Origin of the sequence: Saccharothrix sp. NPDC042600 (genome assembly GCF_040647305.1) — a bacterium.
Classification (GTDB): domain Bacteria; phylum Actinomycetota; class Actinomycetes; order Mycobacteriales; family Pseudonocardiaceae; genus Actinosynnema; species Actinosynnema mutabilis.
Window position 1 is genome coordinate 14352 of sequence record NZ_JBEZBW010000052.1, and the last position, 17716, is coordinate 32067.

At 73.2% G+C, this 17716-nt stretch carries 21 protein-coding genes and 1 pseudogene; 14 read left to right on the forward strand and 8 right to left on the reverse strand.

Annotated features, from left to right (window positions below):
* The first annotated feature begins 29 nt into the window (after positions 1–29).
* Both AB0A74_RS26630 and AB0A74_RS26635 read left to right on the forward strand, forming a co-directional pair.
* Positions 30–953 carry a PfkB family carbohydrate kinase gene (locus AB0A74_RS26630; RefSeq protein ID WP_358253542.1) on the forward strand — a complete coding sequence of 308 codons (924 nt, stop codon included), beginning with the start codon at positions 30–32 and terminating at the stop codon, positions 951–953.
* A gap of 64 nt (positions 954–1017) precedes the next feature.
* Positions 1018–1758: a 5'/3'-nucleotidase SurE gene (locus tag AB0A74_RS26635; RefSeq protein ID WP_358253544.1), complete on the forward strand. Its 741-nt coding sequence runs from the start codon at positions 1018–1020 to the stop codon at positions 1756–1758.
* Between the two features lie 165 nt (positions 1759–1923).
* On the opposite strand, the gene AB0A74_RS26640 is transcribed toward AB0A74_RS26635, so the two are convergent.
* Complete coding sequence (locus AB0A74_RS26640) at positions 1924–2460, reverse strand: hypothetical protein (RefSeq protein WP_358253547.1); 537 nt, start codon at positions 2458–2460, stop codon at positions 1924–1926.
* A gap of 103 nt (positions 2461–2563) precedes the next feature.
* On the opposite strand from AB0A74_RS26640, the gene AB0A74_RS26645 reads away from it, so the two are divergent.
* Positions 2564–2779: a DUF6343 family protein gene (locus tag AB0A74_RS26645; protein ID WP_343931698.1), complete on the forward strand. Its 216-nt coding sequence runs from the start codon at positions 2564–2566 to the stop codon at positions 2777–2779.
* Positions 2780–2796: 17 nt separating this feature from the next.
* Here AB0A74_RS26645 and AB0A74_RS26650 read toward each other — a convergent pair whose 3' ends face one another.
* Complete coding sequence (locus tag AB0A74_RS26650) at positions 2797–3726, reverse strand: M64 family metallopeptidase (RefSeq protein ID WP_358253549.1); 930 nt, start codon at positions 3724–3726, stop codon at positions 2797–2799.
* 151 nt (positions 3727–3877) lie between these two features.
* On the opposite strand from AB0A74_RS26650, the gene AB0A74_RS26655 reads away from it, so the two are divergent.
* From AB0A74_RS26655 to AB0A74_RS26680, 6 genes and pseudogenes are all read left to right on the forward strand, one after another.
* A complete protein-coding gene (locus AB0A74_RS26655) occupies positions 3878–4825 on the forward strand; it encodes a LysR family transcriptional regulator (RefSeq protein WP_358253551.1) in 948 nt (315 codons plus the stop codon).
* A gap of 224 nt (positions 4826–5049) precedes the next feature.
* Complete coding sequence (gene kdpF / locus AB0A74_RS26660) at positions 5050–5151, forward strand: K(+)-transporting ATPase subunit F (RefSeq protein WP_358253553.1); 102 nt, start codon at positions 5050–5052, stop codon at positions 5149–5151.
* Entirely contained in the window at positions 5151–6773 is a 1623-nt protein-coding gene (gene kdpA, locus AB0A74_RS26665; RefSeq protein ID WP_358253555.1) for a potassium-transporting ATPase subunit KdpA, read from the forward strand. Before kdpF ends, kdpA begins: the two co-directional genes overlap by 1 nt.
* On the forward strand, positions 6770–8776 hold the full coding sequence (gene kdpB, locus AB0A74_RS26670; RefSeq protein ID WP_358253557.1) for a potassium-transporting ATPase subunit KdpB: 2007 nt from the start codon (positions 6770–6772) through the stop codon (positions 8774–8776). Before kdpA ends, kdpB begins: the two co-directional genes overlap by 4 nt.
* Positions 8773–9315: a potassium-transporting ATPase subunit C gene (locus AB0A74_RS26675; RefSeq protein ID WP_358253559.1), complete on the forward strand. Its 543-nt coding sequence runs from the start codon at positions 8773–8775 to the stop codon at positions 9313–9315. Before kdpB ends, AB0A74_RS26675 begins: the two co-directional genes overlap by 4 nt.
* A gap of 22 nt (positions 9316–9337) precedes the next feature.
* A pseudogene (locus AB0A74_RS26680) lies at positions 9338–10308 on the forward strand (zinc-binding alcohol dehydrogenase family protein).
* A 4-nt stretch (positions 10309–10312) separates the two neighbouring features.
* Here the strand turns inward: AB0A74_RS26680 and AB0A74_RS26685 are convergent.
* Positions 10313–10657 carry a helix-turn-helix domain-containing protein gene (locus AB0A74_RS26685; RefSeq protein ID WP_358253561.1) on the reverse strand — a complete coding sequence of 115 codons (345 nt, stop codon included), beginning with the start codon at positions 10655–10657 and terminating at the stop codon, positions 10313–10315.
* Between the two features lie 67 nt (positions 10658–10724).
* On the opposite strand from AB0A74_RS26685, the gene AB0A74_RS26690 reads away from it, so the two are divergent.
* Positions 10725–11393, forward strand: a complete 669-nt coding sequence (locus AB0A74_RS26690; RefSeq protein WP_358253563.1) for a DsbA family oxidoreductase — start codon at positions 10725–10727, stop codon at positions 11391–11393.
* A gap of 108 nt (positions 11394–11501) precedes the next feature.
* Positions 11502–11879: a hypothetical protein gene (locus AB0A74_RS26695; protein WP_358253565.1), complete on the forward strand. Its 378-nt coding sequence runs from the start codon at positions 11502–11504 to the stop codon at positions 11877–11879.
* Between the two features lie 39 nt (positions 11880–11918).
* Here AB0A74_RS26695 and AB0A74_RS26700 read toward each other — a convergent pair whose 3' ends face one another.
* Complete coding sequence (locus AB0A74_RS26700; protein WP_358253567.1) at positions 11919–13859, reverse strand: erythromycin esterase family protein; 1941 nt, start codon at positions 13857–13859, stop codon at positions 11919–11921.
* 95 nt (positions 13860–13954) lie between these two features.
* Between AB0A74_RS26700 and AB0A74_RS26705 the strand changes: the two genes are divergently transcribed.
* The 3 genes from AB0A74_RS26705 to AB0A74_RS26715 are packed head-to-tail and all read left to right on the forward strand — an operon-like array spanning position 13955 to position 15582.
* Complete coding sequence (locus AB0A74_RS26705) at positions 13955–14614, forward strand: dienelactone hydrolase family protein (protein ID WP_358253568.1); 660 nt, start codon at positions 13955–13957, stop codon at positions 14612–14614.
* A gap of 42 nt (positions 14615–14656) precedes the next feature.
* A complete protein-coding gene (locus tag AB0A74_RS26710; protein ID WP_358253569.1) occupies positions 14657–15037 on the forward strand; it encodes a VOC family protein in 381 nt (126 codons plus the stop codon).
* A gap of 14 nt (positions 15038–15051) precedes the next feature.
* On the forward strand, positions 15052–15582 hold the full coding sequence (locus AB0A74_RS26715; RefSeq protein WP_358253571.1) for a GNAT family N-acetyltransferase: 531 nt from the start codon (positions 15052–15054) through the stop codon (positions 15580–15582).
* On the opposite strand, the gene AB0A74_RS26720 is transcribed toward AB0A74_RS26715, so the two are convergent.
* The 4 genes from AB0A74_RS26720 to AB0A74_RS26735 form a co-directional block, all read right to left on the reverse strand.
* Entirely contained in the window at positions 15567–16181 is a 615-nt protein-coding gene (locus AB0A74_RS26720; protein WP_358253573.1) for a DJ-1/PfpI family protein, read from the reverse strand. The two genes, AB0A74_RS26715 and AB0A74_RS26720, sit on opposite strands and share 16 nt — an antisense overlap.
* Positions 16181–16624 carry a hypothetical protein gene (locus tag AB0A74_RS26725; protein ID WP_358253575.1) on the reverse strand — a complete coding sequence of 148 codons (444 nt, stop codon included), beginning with the start codon at positions 16622–16624 and terminating at the stop codon, positions 16181–16183. The genes AB0A74_RS26720 and AB0A74_RS26725 overlap by 1 nt, the downstream gene beginning before the upstream one ends.
* A gap of 64 nt (positions 16625–16688) precedes the next feature.
* Positions 16689–17123, reverse strand: a complete 435-nt coding sequence (locus AB0A74_RS26730) for a MarR family winged helix-turn-helix transcriptional regulator (protein ID WP_358253576.1) — start codon at positions 17121–17123, stop codon at positions 16689–16691.
* A gap of 129 nt (positions 17124–17252) precedes the next feature.
* Positions 17253–17708 (reverse strand): (2Fe-2S)-binding protein, encoded by a 456-nt coding sequence (locus AB0A74_RS26735; RefSeq protein WP_343931716.1) that lies wholly within the window; start codon positions 17706–17708, stop codon positions 17253–17255.
* Positions 17709–17716: the final 8 nt, after the last annotated feature.

Below are 17716 nucleotides of genomic sequence, written 5' to 3' on the forward strand. Positions count from 1 at the left end.
AGCCGCGCCCGACGGGGTAAACGACCGGCATGACGAGAGGTCGTGTCGCGGTGTTCGCACCGTCGCCGGAGTTGACCGTGACCGTGGAGCAGCTCGACGGGCAGCCCGACATCCACATCCACGCCGGCGGGCAGGGCGTGTGGGTGTCGCGCATGATCCGGTCCCTCGGGGTGGACGTGGTGGTGTGCGCGGCGCTGGGCGGGGAGACCGGGGAGGTGCTCGGTCACCTGATCGGGGTGGACCTGAAGGTGCGCGAGGTGGCCGCGCGCAACGGCGGCTACGTGCACGACCGGCGCGACGGCGCGCGGGACGAGGTGGTCCGGATGCCCGCCGACGCGCTGACCCGCCACGAGCTGGACGACCTGTACGAGATGACGCTGGTCGAGGCGTTGTCGGCGGGGGTCGCGGTGCTCAGCGGACCGGCCGAGGAGGACGCGCCCGTGCCCGACTCGGTGTACGAGCGGCTCGCGCGCGACCTCGGCGGCAACGGCTGCACCGTGGTGGTGGACCTGTCCGGTGACCGGCTCGCCGCGGCGCTGGCCGGTGGGCCGGCGGTGGTGAAGGTCAGCCACGAGGAGCTGGTGGCCGACGGGTTGGCCGCGTCCGACGAGCTGCGCGACCTGGCGAAGGCGTGCCGGGAGGTGGCGGCGACGGGGGCCGAGGCGGTGGTGGTGTCGCGGGCGTCGGACGACACGTTGGCGCTGGTCGAGGGCGAGTTCCTGCTGGTGTCGTCGCCGGAGCTGACCCCGGTGGACACCCGCGGCGGCGGGGACTCGATGACGGCCGGGTTGGCGGCCGGGCTCGCGCGGGGTGAGTCGCTGGTGGACGCCGTGCGGTTGGGCGCGGCGGCGGGCGCGGTGAACATCACCCGGCACGGGCTGGGGTCGGGCAGCGGCGACGTGGTGCGCGAGCTGGTCGGCCGGGTGCGGATCGAGCGGTGGGAGGACGGGTGAAAGGCGCACGGCGAGCGGTGGGAGGACGGGTGAAGGCGCACGGCGAGCGGTGGGAGGACGACGGGTGAAGGCGTTGATCACGAACGACGACGGGATCGACTCGCCGGGGCTCGCGGCCCTGGCGCGGGGCGCGGTGGCGCACGGCTGGCAGGTCGTGGTCGCCGCGCCGGCGCGGGAGTCCAGCGGCACGAGCGCGGGGCTGACCGCCGCCGAGGACGAGCGGCGGGTGGAGGTCGAGCGGCGGTCGTTGCCCGGGCTGGCCGGCGTGCCCGCCTACGCCGTGGCCGCGCACCCCGGGCTGATCGCGCTGGTCGCGTCGCAGGGCGCGTTCGGCGAGCCGCCGGACGTCGTGCTGTCCGGGGTGAACCGGGGCGCGAACGTCGGGCGGGCGGTGCTGCACTCGGGCACCGTCGGCGCGGCGCTCACGGCGGCCATCAACGGCGCGCGGGCGCTGGCGGTGTCGCTGGACGTGGGTCTGGAGCCGGGTGACCTCCTGCACTGGGACACGGCGGTGACCGTGGCCGCGGGACTGTTCGACCGGCTCGCGGAGCTGCCGCCGGGCGTGACGCTCAACCTGAACGTGCCCAACCGGCCGGAGTCCGGTCCGCCGCGCACGGCCGGGCTGGCGGAGTTCGGCATGGTGCGCAGCCGGGTCAAGGAGACCGACGACGGCTCGATCCGGCTGACCACCGTGGTGGTGGAGGGCGAGCTGACGCCGGGCAGCGACGCGGCCCTGCTCGCCGAGGGGCACGCGACGCTGACCGCGCTGCGCTCGGTGGCCGAGGACCCCGACGTCCGGCTCTAGCGAGCCCGGGTCGGTCGCGGACGCGTCGGGTCAGGGCCGGTGCCGCAGGCGCACGGACGTGATCGCGTGGGGCTCGACGCCGATGTCGGTCAGGTCGTGCACCGGGAACGTGCGGTCCACGACCGGTGTCGGCGGGTCGGGCGGGCCTCTCGTGTCGTGGCCGGGTCAGGTCGGCCAGTCGTGGGTCGCGTAGCGGGTGACCAGGGCCGCGTGGGACAGGGGTGTGGACACGTCGTCCACGTCCCCGTTGGTCGTGTAGTCGAGCAGGATCACCTTGCGGTCTGTGGACAGCGTGCGCAGCCGGTCCACCAGGTCGGGGACGCGGTGTTCAAGCACCCAGCGGTAGGTCGGCAGGTAGATCTCGCGCCGCGCGGCGCGGTAGTCCAGGAGGGTGGAGCCGTGCAGGCCCGCGCGGTGGCCCCGCACGGGCCCGTGTTTGCGGACCGTGCGTTTGAGGCCCTTCATGGTGGTCCTGGACAGCTTGCCCACGTCCACGTCCGCCCCCTCGAACACTTTCAGCGCTTGCCAGATCCCTTCCACCGACGCTCCCTCCGCGTCGGGCGTGAACGGCACCGGGATGCCGCCGTGCGGGTAGAACGGGCTCAGCCGCACCCACGGCTCGGGCCCACGGGACGTCACGTCCAGCACCACGGCGTCCTCCGAGGTCGGCCGCCGCCGCTTGTTCGCCACTTCGATCGTCATCACGCACCCCTTCCGGTCACGAACTCGGTCATGGGTGAGGATGCCGGCGGGGTACGACAATTCCCGGGCGGTTGCCGGGGAGGAACCGGGGAACCCGGTCGGTATGGACGAGTTGCCGCCCCCTGCCCCGCCCCGCAGCGCGTTGACGTTGCGGTTGTGGCTGGCGGGGTTCGGGGTGCTGCTCAACGCCGGGGTCGCCGTGCTGCTGTGGCGGGCGGACTACCGCGGGTTGGCGGTGTTCCTGGTCCTGATCGCCGTGGGGCTGGTGGTGGACTTCGCCTGGGTGGTGCACCGCAAGCGGCGCGGCGACCCCGGGTGACCGCCGCGGCGGTCGGGTCAGTGGGTGTGGGCGAGGATCGCCGCGCGCATGGTTTCCAGGCCGATGACGTTGAACGGCCTGCCCAAGCTGCGCATGAGCGAGTTCTCCGTGGGGCGGTAGACGCCTCGGCGGTGGTAGTAGGCCCCTTCGTACGTGCCGACCACGCCGCCGTCCGGTGAGGACTTGCCCAGGTGCGCGTACCACTTCACGCGGTACTGGGCCATCTGCGCGCTGGTGTGCTTGGAGACGTTGGGTTCGGTCGGCTCGTTGCCCGTGTAGAGGTCGTTCGGGTAGTCGTACTCGTCGGCCAGACCTCCCACCGAGTGGCCCAGTTCGTGCGCCACGATCCACGTCGCCTGCGCGTTGCCACCGGACGACGTCGCCACGCCACCGCCCGCGCCGCCGTACTTGGTGGTGTTGGCCAGGGCCAGGATCTGATCCGCCTCGGGCGCCGAAGCGGCGTACTGGCGGGCTTTCGTCTCGTTGACGCACAACAGGCGCTCGATGTTGCCGCACCAGAAGTACATGTCCAGGGCTGTGGCGCGCCGGACGCCCCGGGTCGGGTCGTTGTCCACACCGGACTGTTGCGAGATCACGTTGACCTGCCACACGTTGAACGACTGCTTGAGCGACTTGTAGGGCTCGATCGCGCTCAGCTCGGCCCAACGCGCGACAACGTGCTGGTGGAACGTGCCGATCTCGGCGGCGGTGTAGCCGTCGCCCACGAAGACCAGGTCGAAGCGGGACGACGACGGCCCGGTCTGCTGGATGGGCACGACCTCGGCGGCGGTGGCCACCAGGGCGGCATCGGTCGGGGGTTGCGCCACGCGCGCCCGGGTGATGGTGCCGTCGGGGGCGAAGACCTCCTTGACCACCGTGGGCGCGGCCGTTGCGGTGAGTGGTTGCGCCAGTAGGGCGGCTGCTACGAGGACGGGCAGAATGCGCATGGGAGCGCTCCATTCCGTGCAGGGAACCGTGAGGCCGGAACGTCGCTCACTATGGGGCCGCTGCTCCCGTCGGCGGAAATAGCGTTTCCGATCGACCCGGGTTATGCGCCGGCGATTGATGCGGTCCCCGCCGCCTGCCTACGCTCGACCGATGGAGCTGGAGCTGCGCCACCTGCGGACGGTGTGCGCGATCGCCGAGACCGGCAGCCTCACCAAAGCCGCCGCCGTGCTGCGCATGTCCCAGCCCGCCCTGTCCGCGCGCCTCAAGCGGCTGGAGGAGGAGATCGGCGCGCCGCTGTTCGCGCGGTTGCCGCAAGGCATGTCGCCGACGCTCGTGGGGGACTTCGTGCTGCTGCGGGCCCGCGCGATCCTGCACGGCGTGGCCGAGTTGCGGCGCGACGCCGCCCGGCTCACCCAACAGGCCACCACGGTGGTCGCGCTGGGCGGGGTCGTGGGGTCGGTGTCGATCGGGTTGGCCGAACGGCTGGGCGACCACCTGCCCGACCACGAGGTCCGGCTGACCATGGACTACTCGCCCGCCCTGCTGTGGGACCTGGTCGCGGCCGGCCGCCTGGACGTCGCCACGACCGTGGACTACCCCGGCTACGAGCTGCACTCGACGGCCGCGATGGCGTGCGAGCCGATCGCGCGGGAACCGGTGTTCGTCGCCGTCGCCGCCGGGGACCCGTTGGCGCGCCGCGACGAGGTGCCGTTGGGGGAGTTGGCCGAGCGGACGTGGGTGATGACGCCGTCGGACGGCGCGGGGTGGCCGGACTGCTTCCACGCGGTGTGCGAGCAGCACGGGTTCCGGCCCCGCGTCCGGTACTCGATCTCCAGCACCGACTCGATCCGGGCGCTGGTCGCGGCGGGGCGGGCGGTGGCGCCGTGCCAGCCGGTGTACCCGTCCGGCGCGGACGTCGTGGTGCGGCCCATCGCGGGCAGCCCGGTGTGGATGCGGCACGTCGTCGTGTGCCGGCGCGACGGGGTGCTGGCCGCCCGGCTGAGGGCGATCGCCGACCTGGCGCGGGAGGCGTACTGGGCGCACGTCCGCGACCGCACGGCCCACTTCGACCTGCTCCGGTCCGTCCAGACGGGGTGAGAGGCACGTCTCGCGGGCCGTCAACGACCCGTAAAGGACGCGGTCGGGGCCATCAAGGACCCGTCAGACCACGCTGATCCCGATCAACTCGGACGGACGCTCTCGGCGTGAACGGCTCGTACGGTTCGTCGAGGGGTGAAGGGCATGGCCGACCTGGCCTGCGCGTTGCTGCTGATCGGGGTTTTCGCGCTGCTCGCGCTGGGCGTGCGCGGTCTGGAGAAGTTGTGAGCGGCACGGGGGTGGTGGCCAACACCGTGGGCGGCGTCCTGGCGTTGCTGCTGATCGGTTACCTGGTCGTGGCGCTGGTCCGGCCGGAGAGGTTCTGATGTCGCCGACCACCGCCGGCCTGCTCCAGGTCGGCTCGCTGGTCCTCGCCCTGGCCGCGGTGTACCGGCCGTTCGGCGACCACCTGGCCCGCGTGTACTCCTCGCGGCGCCACCTCCGGGTGGAACGGGTGATCTACCGGGTGGTCCGCGTGGACCCGGACTCCGAGCAACGGTGGACCACTTACGCCTACGGGGTGCTCGGGTTCTCGTTCGTGGGAATCGTGCTGCTCTACGTGCTCCAGCGGGTCCAGTCGGCGTTGCCGTTCGACTTCGGCCGCGGTGACGTCGAGCCCGGGATGGCGTTCAACACGGCGGTCAGCTTCGTGACGAACACGAACTGGCAGTCCTACGTGCCGGAGACCGTCCTGGGCCACACCGTGCAGGTCGTCGGGCTCACGGTGCAGAACTTCGTGTCCGCCGCCGTCGGGATGGCCGTCGCCGTGGCCCTGGTCCGCGGTTTCGTGCGGCACCGGACCGACCGGCTGGGCAACTTCTGGGTGGACCTGGTGCGCGGCACGGTCCGCGTCCTGCTGCCGGTCGCGTTCGTGTTCGCGGTCGTGCTGGTGGCGTTGGGCGTGGTGATGAGCTTCGGGTCCGGCGTCGAGGTGGACGGGCAGACCGTCGCCACCGCCCCGGTCGCGAGCCAGGAGGCCATCAAGGAACTGGGCACCAACGGCGGCGGCGTGCTCAACGCCAACTCCGCGCACCCGTTCGAGAACCCGAACGGGTGGACCAACCTGGTGGAGGTCTTCCTGATCCTGCTCATCCCGGTGTCGCTGACCCGCGCGTTCGGCACGCTGGTCGGCGACCGGCGGCAGGGGCACGTGCTGCTCGGCGTCATGGGCGCGCTGTGGGGCGCGATGCTGGCGGTGATCTGGGTGGCCGAGGCGCACGGGCTGCGGCCGTTGGAGGGCAAGGAGGTCCGGTTCGGCGTGCCGTCCTCGGCGTTGTTCGCCAACGCCACCACCGGCACGTCCACCGGCGCGGTCAACTCGCTGCACGACAGCTACACCGGCCTGGGCGGCGGCGCGACGCTGCTGAACATGCTGTTCGGCGAGGTGACGCCGGGCGGGGTCGGCACGGGCCTCTACGGCATCCTGGTGATGGCCGTGATCGCCATGTTCCTGGCGGGCCTGATGGTCGGCCGCACGCCGGAGTACCTGGGCAAGAAGCTCGGCCGGCGCGAGGTGACGGCCGCCGCCGTGTCGATCCTGGCCATGCCGACGGTCCTGTTGATCGGCGCGGGCATCACGGCGATCCTCCCGAGCACACCGGGCGCGTTGGGCAACGAAGGCGCGCACGGGTTGTCGGAGATCCTTTACGCCTACGCGTCGGCATCAAACAACAACGGCAGCGCGTTCGGCGGCATCACGGTCACCAGCGACTGGTTCCAGGCGTCGTTGGGCGTGTGCATGGCGCTGGGTCGGTTCGTGCCCATCGTGGCCGTGTTGTGCCTCGCCGGATCGCTTGCCGCGCAACCGAAGGTGCCGGTGACGGCGGGCACGCTGCCCACCACCGGGCCGCTGTTCGCCGGTCTGCTCGCCGGGGCGGTCGTCCTCGTGGCGGCGCTGACCTTCGTCCCCGCTCTCGCTCTCGGTCCCATCGCGGAGGCTTTGCTGTGACCACGACGGAAGTGCGTGCGCCGGAAGTCGCCGGCAGCGCGTTCCACCCCCGCCGGCTCGCCGGCTCGCTGCCCGAGGCGCTGCGCAAGCTGCACCCGCGCCACCAGGTGCGCAACCCGGTGATGTTCGTCGTCTGGGTCGGGTCGGTGCTGGTCACGGTGTTCGCGGTCGGGCGGCCGAGCGTGTTCACCGTCGCGGTGGCGGTGTGGCTGTGGGCCACCGTGCTGTTCGCGAACCTGGCCGAGGCGGTCGCCGAGGGGCGTGGCCGGGCGCAGGCGGAGTCGTTGCGGCGCACCAAGACCGAGACCGTCGCGCGGCTCACCGACGGCCGGACCGTGCCCGGCGCGCACCTGAAGGTCGGCGACCTCGTGGTGGTCGAGGCCGGTGAGGTGATCCCGGGTGACGGGGACGTGGTCGAGGGCATCGCGACCGTGGACGAGTCGGCGATCACGGGGGAGTCCGCGCCGGTGGTCCGCGAGTCCGGCGGCGACCGGTCCGCGGTGACCGGCGGCACCACCGTGCTGTCGGACCGGATCGTCGTGCGCATCACGACCAGGCCCGGCGAGTCCTTCGTGGACCGCATGATCGCGCTGGTGGAGGGCGCGCAGCGGCAGAAGACGCCCAACGAGATCGCGTTGACGATCCTGCTCTCCACCTTGACGGTCATCTTCCTGCTCGCCGTGGTGGCGTTGCAGCCGTTCGCGGTCTACTCCGGCGGCGAGCAGTCGGTGCTCGTGCTGACCGCGCTGCTGGTGTGCCTGATCCCCACCACGATCGGCGCGCTGCTCAGCGCCATCGGCATCGCCGGCATGGACCGGCTGGTGCGGCGCAACGTCCTGGCCACGTCCGGCAAGGCGGTCGAGGCGGCCGGGGACGTCGACACCCTGCTGCTGGACAAGACCGGCACCATCACCTGGGGCAACCGACGCGCCACCGAGTTCATCCCGGTGGACGGCGCGGACCTGGACCGGCTGGTCGACGCGGTGCGGCTGGCCAGCCTCGCCGACGGGACCCCCGAGGGCCGCAGCATCGTGGAGCTGTGCGTGACCGAGCACGGCCGCGCCGCCGAGGCGTCCGAGCACGAGAAGACCGGCGAGGTCGTGCCGTTCACCGCGCAGACCCGGGTGAGCGGCATCGACCTGGACGGGCGGCGGCTGCGCAAGGGCGCGGCGAGCGGGTTCACGCTGTCCGACGAGGCGCGGCGGGTCGTGGACGGGATCGGCGCGGCCGGCGGGACCCCGCTGGTCGTGGCGGACAACGACGTGGTGCTGGGCGTGATCCGGCTGTCGGACGTGGTCAAGCCCGGCATGAAGGAGCGCTTCGCCGAACTGCGCGCGATGGGCATCCGCACGGTCATGGTCACCGGCGACAACCCGTTGACCGCCGCGGCGATCGCGGCCGAGGCGGGCGTGGACGAGTACCTGGCCGAGGCCAAGCCCGAGGACAAGCTGGCGCTGATCCGGCGCGAGCAGGAGGGCGGCAAGCTGGTCGCGATGACCGGCGACGGCACCAACGACGCGCCCGCGCTGGCCCAGTCCGACGTCGGCGTGGCCATGAACACCGGCACCTCCGCCGCCAAGGAGGCCGGGAACATGGTGGACCTGGACTCCGACCCGACCAAGCTGATCGAGATCGTGGCGATCGGCAAGCAGCTGCTGATCACGCGCGGGGCGCTGACCACGTTCAGCGTGGCCAACGACCTGGCGAAGTACTTCGCGATCCTGCCGGCCATGTTCGCGGCCATCCACCCGCAGCTGGACCGGCTCAACGTGATGCGGCTGGCCTCGCCGCAGTCGGCGATCCTGTCCGCGGTGGTGTTCAACGCCGTGATCATCGTGGCGCTGATCCCGCTGGCCCTGCGGGGCGTGCGGTACCGGCCGGCCGGGGCGGCGGCCCTGTTGCGGCGCAACCTGTTGGTCTACGGCCTGGGCGGGGTGGTCACGCCGTTCGTCGGCATCTGGCTGATCGACCTGCTCGTCCGGCACATTCCCGGAATCGGGTGAGTTCCTTGCTCAAGCAGACGTTGGCCGGGCTTCGGGTCCTGGTCGTGCTGACCGTGCTGACCGGTGTGCTGTACCCGTTGGCGGTGTGGGGCGTGTCCCGGCTGCCGGGCCTGCGCGCGAACGCCGAGGCCGTGGACACGACCCTGGTGGCCGTGGACCGGGAGGGGGACCGGTGGTTCCACACCCGGCCGTCGATGGCGGCGCTGCCCGCGTCCGGCGGGTCGAACAAGGGGGAGCGTGCCGCGGATTACGACGCGGTGGTGGCGCAACGCCGTGCCCTTGTGGCGCAACGGGAGGGCGTGACCCCGGACGCGGTGCCGCAGGACGCGGTGACGGCGTCGGCGTCCGGCCTGGACCCGCACATCAGCCCGGCTTACGCCGAGTTGCAGGTGCCGCGGGTGGCTCGGGTGACCGGGTTGCGCGAGGACGTGGTGCGGCGGCTGGTCGAGGCCCACACCGACGGGCGGGGGCTGGGTTTCGTGGGTGAGCCGGGGGTGAACGTGACGGCGTTGAACCGCGCGCTGGAGGCGGCGCGCTGACGGGTGCGGCACAGTGGCGGTCATGCGTGCGTGGAGAGTGCTGCGCCCGGGACCGCCACTGACGCCGTCCGAGGAGCCGGTGCCCGAGCCGGGGCCGGGGGAGGTGCTGGTCCGGGTGCGGGCGTGCGGGGTGTGCCGGACGGACCTGCACGTGGCCGAGGGTGACCTGCCGGTGCACCGGCCCGGGGTGGTGCCGGGGCACGAGGTGGTGGGCGAGGTCGTCGCCGGGCCGTTGCCGGTGGGGACGCTGGTGGGCGTGGCGTGGCTGCGCGGGACCTGCGGGACCTGCCGCTACTGCTTGCGTGGGGCGGAGAACCTGTGTCCCGCTTCCGTCTACACGGGGTGGGACGCGGACGGCGGGTACGCGGAGTACGCGACCGTGCCGGCGGCGTTCGCCCACGTGCTGCCGGACGGGTACCGGGACGTCGAGCTGGCGCCTCTGTTGTGCGCCGGGATCATCGGCTACCGGGCGTTGCGACGGGCCGCGGTGCCGCCTTGTGGCCGGTTGGGGATCTACGGGTTCGGGGCGAGCGCCACCTGGCCGCGCAGGTGGCGCTGGCGGAGGGCGCGGTGGTGCACGTGCTGACCCGGAGCGCGGCGGCCCGGGAGTTGGCGCTGTCGTTGGGGGCGGCGTCGGCGGGCGGCGCGTTCGACCGGCCGCCCGAGCCGTTGGACGCGGCCGTGCTGTTCGCGCCGGTGGGGGAGTTGGTGCTGCCCGCGCTGGAGGCGTTGGACCGGGGCGGGACGTTGGCGATCGCGGGCATCCACCTCAGCGACGTGCCCGTGTTGGACTACCAGCGGCACCTGTTCTACGAGAAGCAGGTGCGCAGTGTCACGGCGAACACCCGTGCGGACGCTCGCGAGTTCCTCGCCTTCGCGGGCGCGCACCGGCTGTCGGTGACCACGACGGAGTACCCGCTGGACCGGGCCGACGTGGCGTTGGCGGACCTGGCGGCCGACCGGGTCAACGGCGCGGCCGTGCTGGTGCCGTGACGGGTCAGCGCCCGGCGCGGGCGGCCAGGACCTCGGGCATGGCGGCTTCGAGGTGGTCGATCAGGGCCAGCAGGTGGTCGGCGGTGGACTCGCCGAGCGGGGTCAGCGAGTAGTTCACGCTGGGCGGCATGGCGGCGAGGACCTCCCGGTGCACGAACCCGTCGCGTTCGAGCGCCTGGAGGGTCTGGGCGAGCATCTTCTCGCTCACCCCGTCGACCCGGCGGCGCAGCGCGTTGAACCGGGCGGGTCCCTTGCGCAGGCCGGCCAGGACCAGGACGCCCCAACGGCCGGTGAGGTGGTCGAGGACCTCGCGGGAGGGGCAGTCCTTGGCGAAGACGTCGAAGTTCACGCCGGCTCCCCGTGTACTGTGGAATGGTTAGTGCTTTCCGTCGGTTAGTGTACTCGTGAGGAACCCCGTGCGCGTCGAGATCTGGAGCGACCTGGTCTGCCCGTGGTGCTACATCGGCACCGCCCGGTTCGAGCGGGCCCTGGCGGGCTTCGCGCACCGGGACGACGTCGAGGTGGTCCACCGTTCGTTCGAGCTGGACCCGGGCCGTGCGCACACCGAACCCGTGCCCGCGATGCTGACCGCGAAGTACGGGCCGCGGGCGGCGGGGATGGACGACCAGGTCGCCGAGCTGGCGCGCGGCGAGGGCCTGGCGTACCGGACGGACCGCGAGGTCGGGGGCACGCTGGACGCCCACCGGTTGCTGCACCTGGCGCGGGAGCGCGGTGTGCAGCACGAGGTGCTGCGGCGGATGTTCGAGGCGCACTTCGGGGAGGCGCGGTCGTTGTTCACTCCCGAGGCGCTGGTCGAGGTCGCGGTCGAGGCCGGGTTGGCCGCGGACGAGGTGAAGCGCGTCTTGGCCGACTCCGGGGCCTACCTGGACGCGGTGCGCGCCGATCAGCGCGAGGCGTCGCGGTTGGGGGCGAACGGGGTGCCGTTCTTCGTGCTGGACGGGCGTTACGGCGTGTCCGGGGCGCAGCCGGAGGAGTTGTTCGCGAAGGCCCTGACGACCGCTTGGGCGGACCGGCCGGTCACCGTGGCGGACGACGTGGACGCGTGCCGCGTGGACGGGTGCTAGCCGACCGACCACGCCGGGTGGGCTGGTCGGGGATCCGGTACCCCACGGCCGGGCGTACGTGGCGGTCTTGATCGGGTTGAGGTGCGTGCGGGCGGGTACACGCACTGCATGAGCACTGACAGGGGCGACGAACTGGCGTCGTACGCGGCGCCGCAGGACACCGGGGCGCCGGACTCGGTCGAGACCGACCCGGCGGCTCTGAACAGCGCCGAGGACCTGGACGAGGACCGCCTCCGCGCCGACCCGCTGGAAGCCGCCATGGACCCGCCGGAGCGGTGGTCCGGGGTGGACAAGTACGGGATGACGCCTTACGAGCAGGCCCACCCCCGGCCGTTGGAGGACCGGCTGGCGGAGGAGGAGCCGGACGACGCGCAGGACCCCGTGGTGGCCGAGGAAGCGGCCGAGGCGGTGGGGCGTGGGCAGTCGGCGGACGAGGCGGGCGGTTCGGTGGGCAGCGTCGCGCGGGAGCCCGACCCGGCGGACTGACCCGGCGGACCGACCCGGCCGCGGGGGGCCGGTGCCGGGTCAGACGGCGTGCGGGTAGCTGTCCGGGAGGTCGCCGCCGCGGTTCCAGCGGGGTGTGCGTTCCAGCGGCTCCAGGGCCGTGGTCCGGTCCACGTGGACCAGTGCGTCGAACTGGTCGGCCGGGCGGGCGCGGAAGTAGTGGCTGTGGCGTTCCGTCCGCGGGCGGTAGATGACGCCTATCGCTCGTTCCAGGCGGGACGTCCGCAGGACCCGTGCGGCGCGTGGGGCGTTCGGGAACACCAGGGCGAAGTCGCCGCCCACCTCGTGCAGCTGCTCCTCCACGCTCCCCGCCAAGGCCGGGCGGACGTGTTTGCGGTCCGCCGGGCCGCCCCAGTCGTCCGCCGCCGTCACCGTGCCGGTGTACGTGGTGAAGCCGATCAGGCGGCAGTCGTCGGGGAAGCGCTCGCGCACCAACTGGCCCACGTTCAGCTCGCCGCGCGCCGCGAACTCCGTCGCCCTGGCGTCACCCAGGTGCGAATTGTGCGCCCATACCACGATCTTGGCCCCCAAGTGGTCGCGCAGCGCCTCCAGGGTCTCCGCCATGTGCCGGTCGCGCAGGTTCCACGACGACACCCGCCCGCCGAACATGGTCCGGTAGTACTCCTCGGCCGACCGCACCAGCTGGGCGTTGCGCTCCGCGTGGAAGCGCTCGTCGTCCGGCAGCGCCGCCCGCGCCGAGCACAGCTCGACCAGCTGCTCCACCACCCGCCGCTCGCAGTCGTCACCCGCGCCGAACGCGGCGGCCCGCGCGTACGCCCGGCCGTCCTCGCCGTGCTCCAGGCACGAGTACCGCTCCCGCGCCCGCGCGGCGGCCTGCGGGTCCACGCCCTCCAGGTACGCCACGACCTCCGCCGCCGACCGGTGCAGGCTGTAGAGGTCCAGACCGTAGAACCCGACCTGCTCGGCCGAGCCGGCGTTGTGGGCGCGCAGCCACGTCACGAAGTCCACCACGTCGGTGTTGCGCCACATCCACGCCGGGAACCGCTGGAACCCCCGCAACGCCTCCTCGGCGTCCCGATCCCCACCGAGCCCCCGGACGTAGCGGTTCACGCGGTGGGCGTCGGGCCAGTCCGCCTCCACGGCCACCGCCCGGAACCCCTTCTCCTCGACCAACCGCCGCGTCATGGCGGCCCGCGCCGCGTAGAACTCGTGCGTCCCGTGCGACGCCTCCCCGAACAGCACCAGCCCCGCGTCCCCGACCAGGTCGAACAGCACCTCGTCGGACAGCACCCCGCCCGGCGCGGGCACGGCGTCGCCACGCAGGACGGCGGCGGAGGTGTCGGCCACCGGCGTCCCCTCGGCCCCGCGCAGCAGGGATCGCACCTCGTCGTCGGTGGTCTGGCCGAAGTCCACGTACGACCCGCCGACGGCGGCGAAGTCGCGCGGCGTCGTCGCGCACACCACCTCGTCCACCTCGCCCGCCACCTCGCGGCACGTCGAGGCGGGCGCGGTCGGCACCGCCACCACCAGTCGCGCGGGCCGCAACCGCCGCAGCGCCCGGACGGCGGCGCGCGTGCTGGCCCCCGTGGCCAGACCGTCGTCCACCAGCAGCACGGTCTTGTCCGCCACGTCGATCATGTGCGCGGCACCCCGGTACGCCCGCTCACGCCGCAGCAGTTCCTTCTGCTCCTGCTCGGTCACCCGCCGCACGGTGTCCTCGTCCACCCGCGCCCGCCGGACCACGTCGTCGTTGAGCACGACCACGCCCCCGGACGCCAGCGCGCCCATCGCCAGTTCCGGACGGCGCGGCAGCCCCAGCTTGCGCACCACGAACACGTCCAGCGGCGCGCGCAGCGCCCGCGCCACCTCGTAGGCCACCGGCACCCCGCCGCGCGGCAACGCCAGCACGACCACGTCGTCCCGGTCCCGGTAGTGGGCGAGCAGACCGGCCAGCACGCGTCCCGCGTCGCGGCGGTCCCGGAAGAGCCGTTCGTTCCGCACGGCACTCACTCCCCGACTCGGCGGAACCGGTGGGTTACCCCGGTGTCCGGGCGGCTACACGTTTCGCCCGCCGCGCCCGCGTGAACCCCTCCGGGATGGACCCGGTCGCGGTGCGCATCGGCGACGGTCCGGCGGGCGACCTGGGGGTGCCGCCGAGGCCCGTTGGCGTCGTCGTCTTCGCGCACGGCTCGGGCAGCTCCCGGCACAGCGGGCGCAACCGGGCGGTGGCCGCTTTCCTGCGCGAGCACGGCCTGGTCACGCTCCTGGTGGACCTGCTCACCCCCGAAGAGGAGCGGACCGACCTGCGCACCGGCCGGCTGCGCTTCGACATCGCGCTGCTCGCCGGGCGCGCGGCCGACGCGGTGCGCTGGTGCGCGGCCGACGACCGGACCGCCGGGCTGCCGGTGGGGCTGTTCGGCGCGAGCACCGGGGCCGCCGCCGCGCTGGTCGCCGCCGCGGACGTGCCGGTCGGGGCGGTGGTGTCGCGGGGCGGGCGGCCCGACCTCGCGCACGGCGCGCTGAGCCGGGTCCAGGCGCCCACGCTGCTCGTCGTCGGGGGAGAGGACCACCAGGTGCTCGACCTCAACCGGGCGGCGGCGGGGCAGCTGACCTGCCAGTGGACGCTGGAGGTCGTGCCCGGCGCGACGCACCTGTTCGAGGAACCCGGCGCGCTCGACCGGGTGGCCCGGCTCGCGGCCGAGTGGTTCCGCCGGCACCTCGGGTCTTACGGAACGCGAACACGCATTGCCGAGTAACCCGTTCGGGCGGACTATTGCTCCGTCTGGAGGAGGTGCTCAATGCTCACCGATACGAGAACCACGACCGTCCTGCCCGTCTCCGACATGGACCGGGCGAGCCACTTCTACGCCGACCGGCTCGGCCTCAGGCAGTCCGGGACCGGCCCCGACGGCAGCCGCACGTTCGACCTCGGCCACGGCAACGCCCTGAGCCTGCTGCCCGCCGAGGAGGGCTCGCAGACCAAGCACACCGTGCTCAGCTTCGAGGTCTCCGACATCGCCGGGGAGATCAGGGAGCTGGAGTCGCGCGGCGTGCGGTTCGAGGACTACGACATGCCCGACCTCAAGACCGTGGACCACATCGCGGACATGGGCGGTGAGAAGGCGGCCTGGTTCTGCGACTCCGAGGGCAACTACCTGTGCCTGCACGAAGTCCCGTGACATGATCCACGGCCGTGGCACTGCGTGAGGCGACCAGGGCGGACGTGCCGGCGATCGGCGCGCTGATGCGGCGGTCCGTGCTGGAGGTGTTCCCGCTGTTCCACGACGAGCGCGCCACCGCGTCCGCCGCGCGCCACCTGACCGTTCCCGACACGGTGCTGATCGACGACGGCACGTACTACGTGCACGAGGTCGACGGCGAGGTGGTGGCGTGCGGCGGCTGGAGCCGGCGCGACAAGCTCTACACCGGGTCGGGCCCCGGCGCGTCCGACGACCGCCCGCTGGACCCCGCCACCGAGCCCGCGCGGGTGCGCGCGATGTTCGTGCGCGGCGACTGGACCCGGCGCGGGCTGGGGCGGGCGATCCTGTCCCGGTGCGTGGTGGCGGCGCGGGACGCCGGGTTCCGGTCGCTGGTGCTGATGGCGACCCTGCCGGGCGAGCCGCTGTACCGGTCGTTCGGGTTCCGCGAGGTGCGGCGGACGCTCGTGCCGCTGCCCGACGGCGTGGTGCTGGAGGGCGTGGAGATGAGCTACCCGTTGACCTGATCCGGCAGCGGCTCGTCGGCGGTGTAGGGCGGGGCGGGGTCGTACTGGATCGAGCGGCGGACCTCGCGCGCGTGGTCGCGGCCGTGCAGCCGGCCCACCAGCCACAGCGCGCTGTCGATGCCCGCGGACACGCCTTGGCTGGTCACGAGGTCGCCGTCGACCACGTACCGGGCGTCGCGCACGACCGTGACCCCGCCCAGGTCCTCCAGCTCCCGCTCGTGCTGCCAGTGGGTGGCGACCCGCCGGCCGCGCAGCACGCCCGCCGCGTGCAGCAGGAACGCGCCCGTGCACACCCCGACCACCCAGGTCGCCCGGGTGCGGGCGATCCAGTCGGTCACCACGGGGTTGCGCGACTGCGCCAGCCGCGCTCCGCGCCCGCCCGGGACCAGCAGCACGTCCAGCGGCGGGTGGTCGTCCAGGGTCCGGTCGGGCAGGACGCGCAGGCCCTTGGCGCAGCGCACCGGGTCGAGGCGTTCCGAGATGAGCACGGCCGTGTCGCCGCCGCCGCGGACCAGCCCCGAGGCCGTGAAGACCTCCCACGGGCCGACGAGGTCCAGCTCCTCGGCCTCGTCGAAGACCAGCAGTCCGTAGGTGGTCATCACGCCCCCGATCCGGGTCGGACGATCATCAGCACGACGACGACCGTCCAGAGGACGTTGTAGACGCCGACGAGCCCCGACAACGCCTTGAGCTCGCTCGCGTCGCCGGGGGTCTTCAGCGCGGCCCGCTGGCGCGGGTGGATCCGCAGGGCCAGCAGGAAGCCGGCCGCGGCGGTGAGGGCCATCGCGAGGACCACCCAGATCTCGCCCATCCGGCCCTGCACGGACGCCAGGACGATGCCAACCACGGGCACGACGACACCCGCGACCGCGTAACCGCCGGTCACCCGGTGCAGCAGGGCGGCGACGGCGGGGTCGCGCTCGCTGTTCTCCGGCGCGGGCGAGACCGGCACGTACCTCGGGAACAGGCTCGCGGCGACCGCCGAGCCGCCGACGAGGACGATGCCGGCGACCACGTGGATCGACAGCAGGACGTGGTGCACTGCGACCTCCCACCTTCAAGTTGCCTGAAGCCTAGCGCATGCTTCAGGTGACTTGAAGGTGGCGTCAGGGCGAGAAGGTCGCCCGCACCACCTCGCCGACCCTGCGCTGGGCCGGGTCGGCGTCCGGGCCGAAGAGCCGTTCATCCACTTCGGACACCTTCGCGCGGGCGGACGCGAGCAGCCGGGTGCCCTCGGGCGTGAGTTCGATGGTGGAGGCGGAGCCGGCGCGGGCGGTGCGGTCCTGCACGAGACCGGCGGCGACCAGCGCCTTCACCGCGCCGTGCACGGACTGCACGGAGATGCCCGACATCCGGGCCAGGTCGCTGAAGGACGCGCCCGGCACGCCCGAGATGTGCCCGAGGAGCCCGAGCCTGCTCACGGTCAGCTCCAGCGGGGCCAGCGCGGCGTTCAACTCGGCCTCGACCCGGCGGGCCAGCGTCAGGACGACGATGGACGTGCTGGTCACGGGCGGCTGCGGCGGGTCGTTCGGGGAGGTCACGGCGGTATTTTCGCGCACCCGCGCGAGCCGGTGGGGGAGGTTCGGCGCGGGTGGGCGGGGGACGGGGCGTGGCGCGGGTGGGAGGGGGGGGGGGGCGGGGGGGTGCCGCCGCCCCACGCCCCCGAACCCTCACATCGCGGCGGCGGCCCGCTTGATCGCGTCGCGGATGCGGCAGTAGGTGCCGCAGCGGCAGACGTTCTCGATGGCGTCGATGTCCGCGTCCGTCGGCGTCTTGGTCTTCTTCAGCAGCGCGGCGGCGGCCATGATCTGGCCCGGCTGGCAGAAGCCGCACTGCGCGACGTCCTCGGTGATCCACGCCTCCTGCACCGGGTGCAGGTCGTCGCCGTCGGCCAGGCCCTCGATCGTGGTGACCTTGCGGCCCTGGCACTGCGACACCGGCACGGTGCACGGCGTCACCGCCGCACCGTCGAGGTGGCTGGTGCACGCCTTGCACACGCCGACGCCGCAGCCGTACTTCGGGCCGGTGATGCCCAGGTGGTCGCGCAACACCCACAGCAGCGGGGTGTCGGCCGGCACGTCGACCGCGACCTGGTCGCCGTTGACGGAGAACCGGTAGGTGGGCACGGGAACTC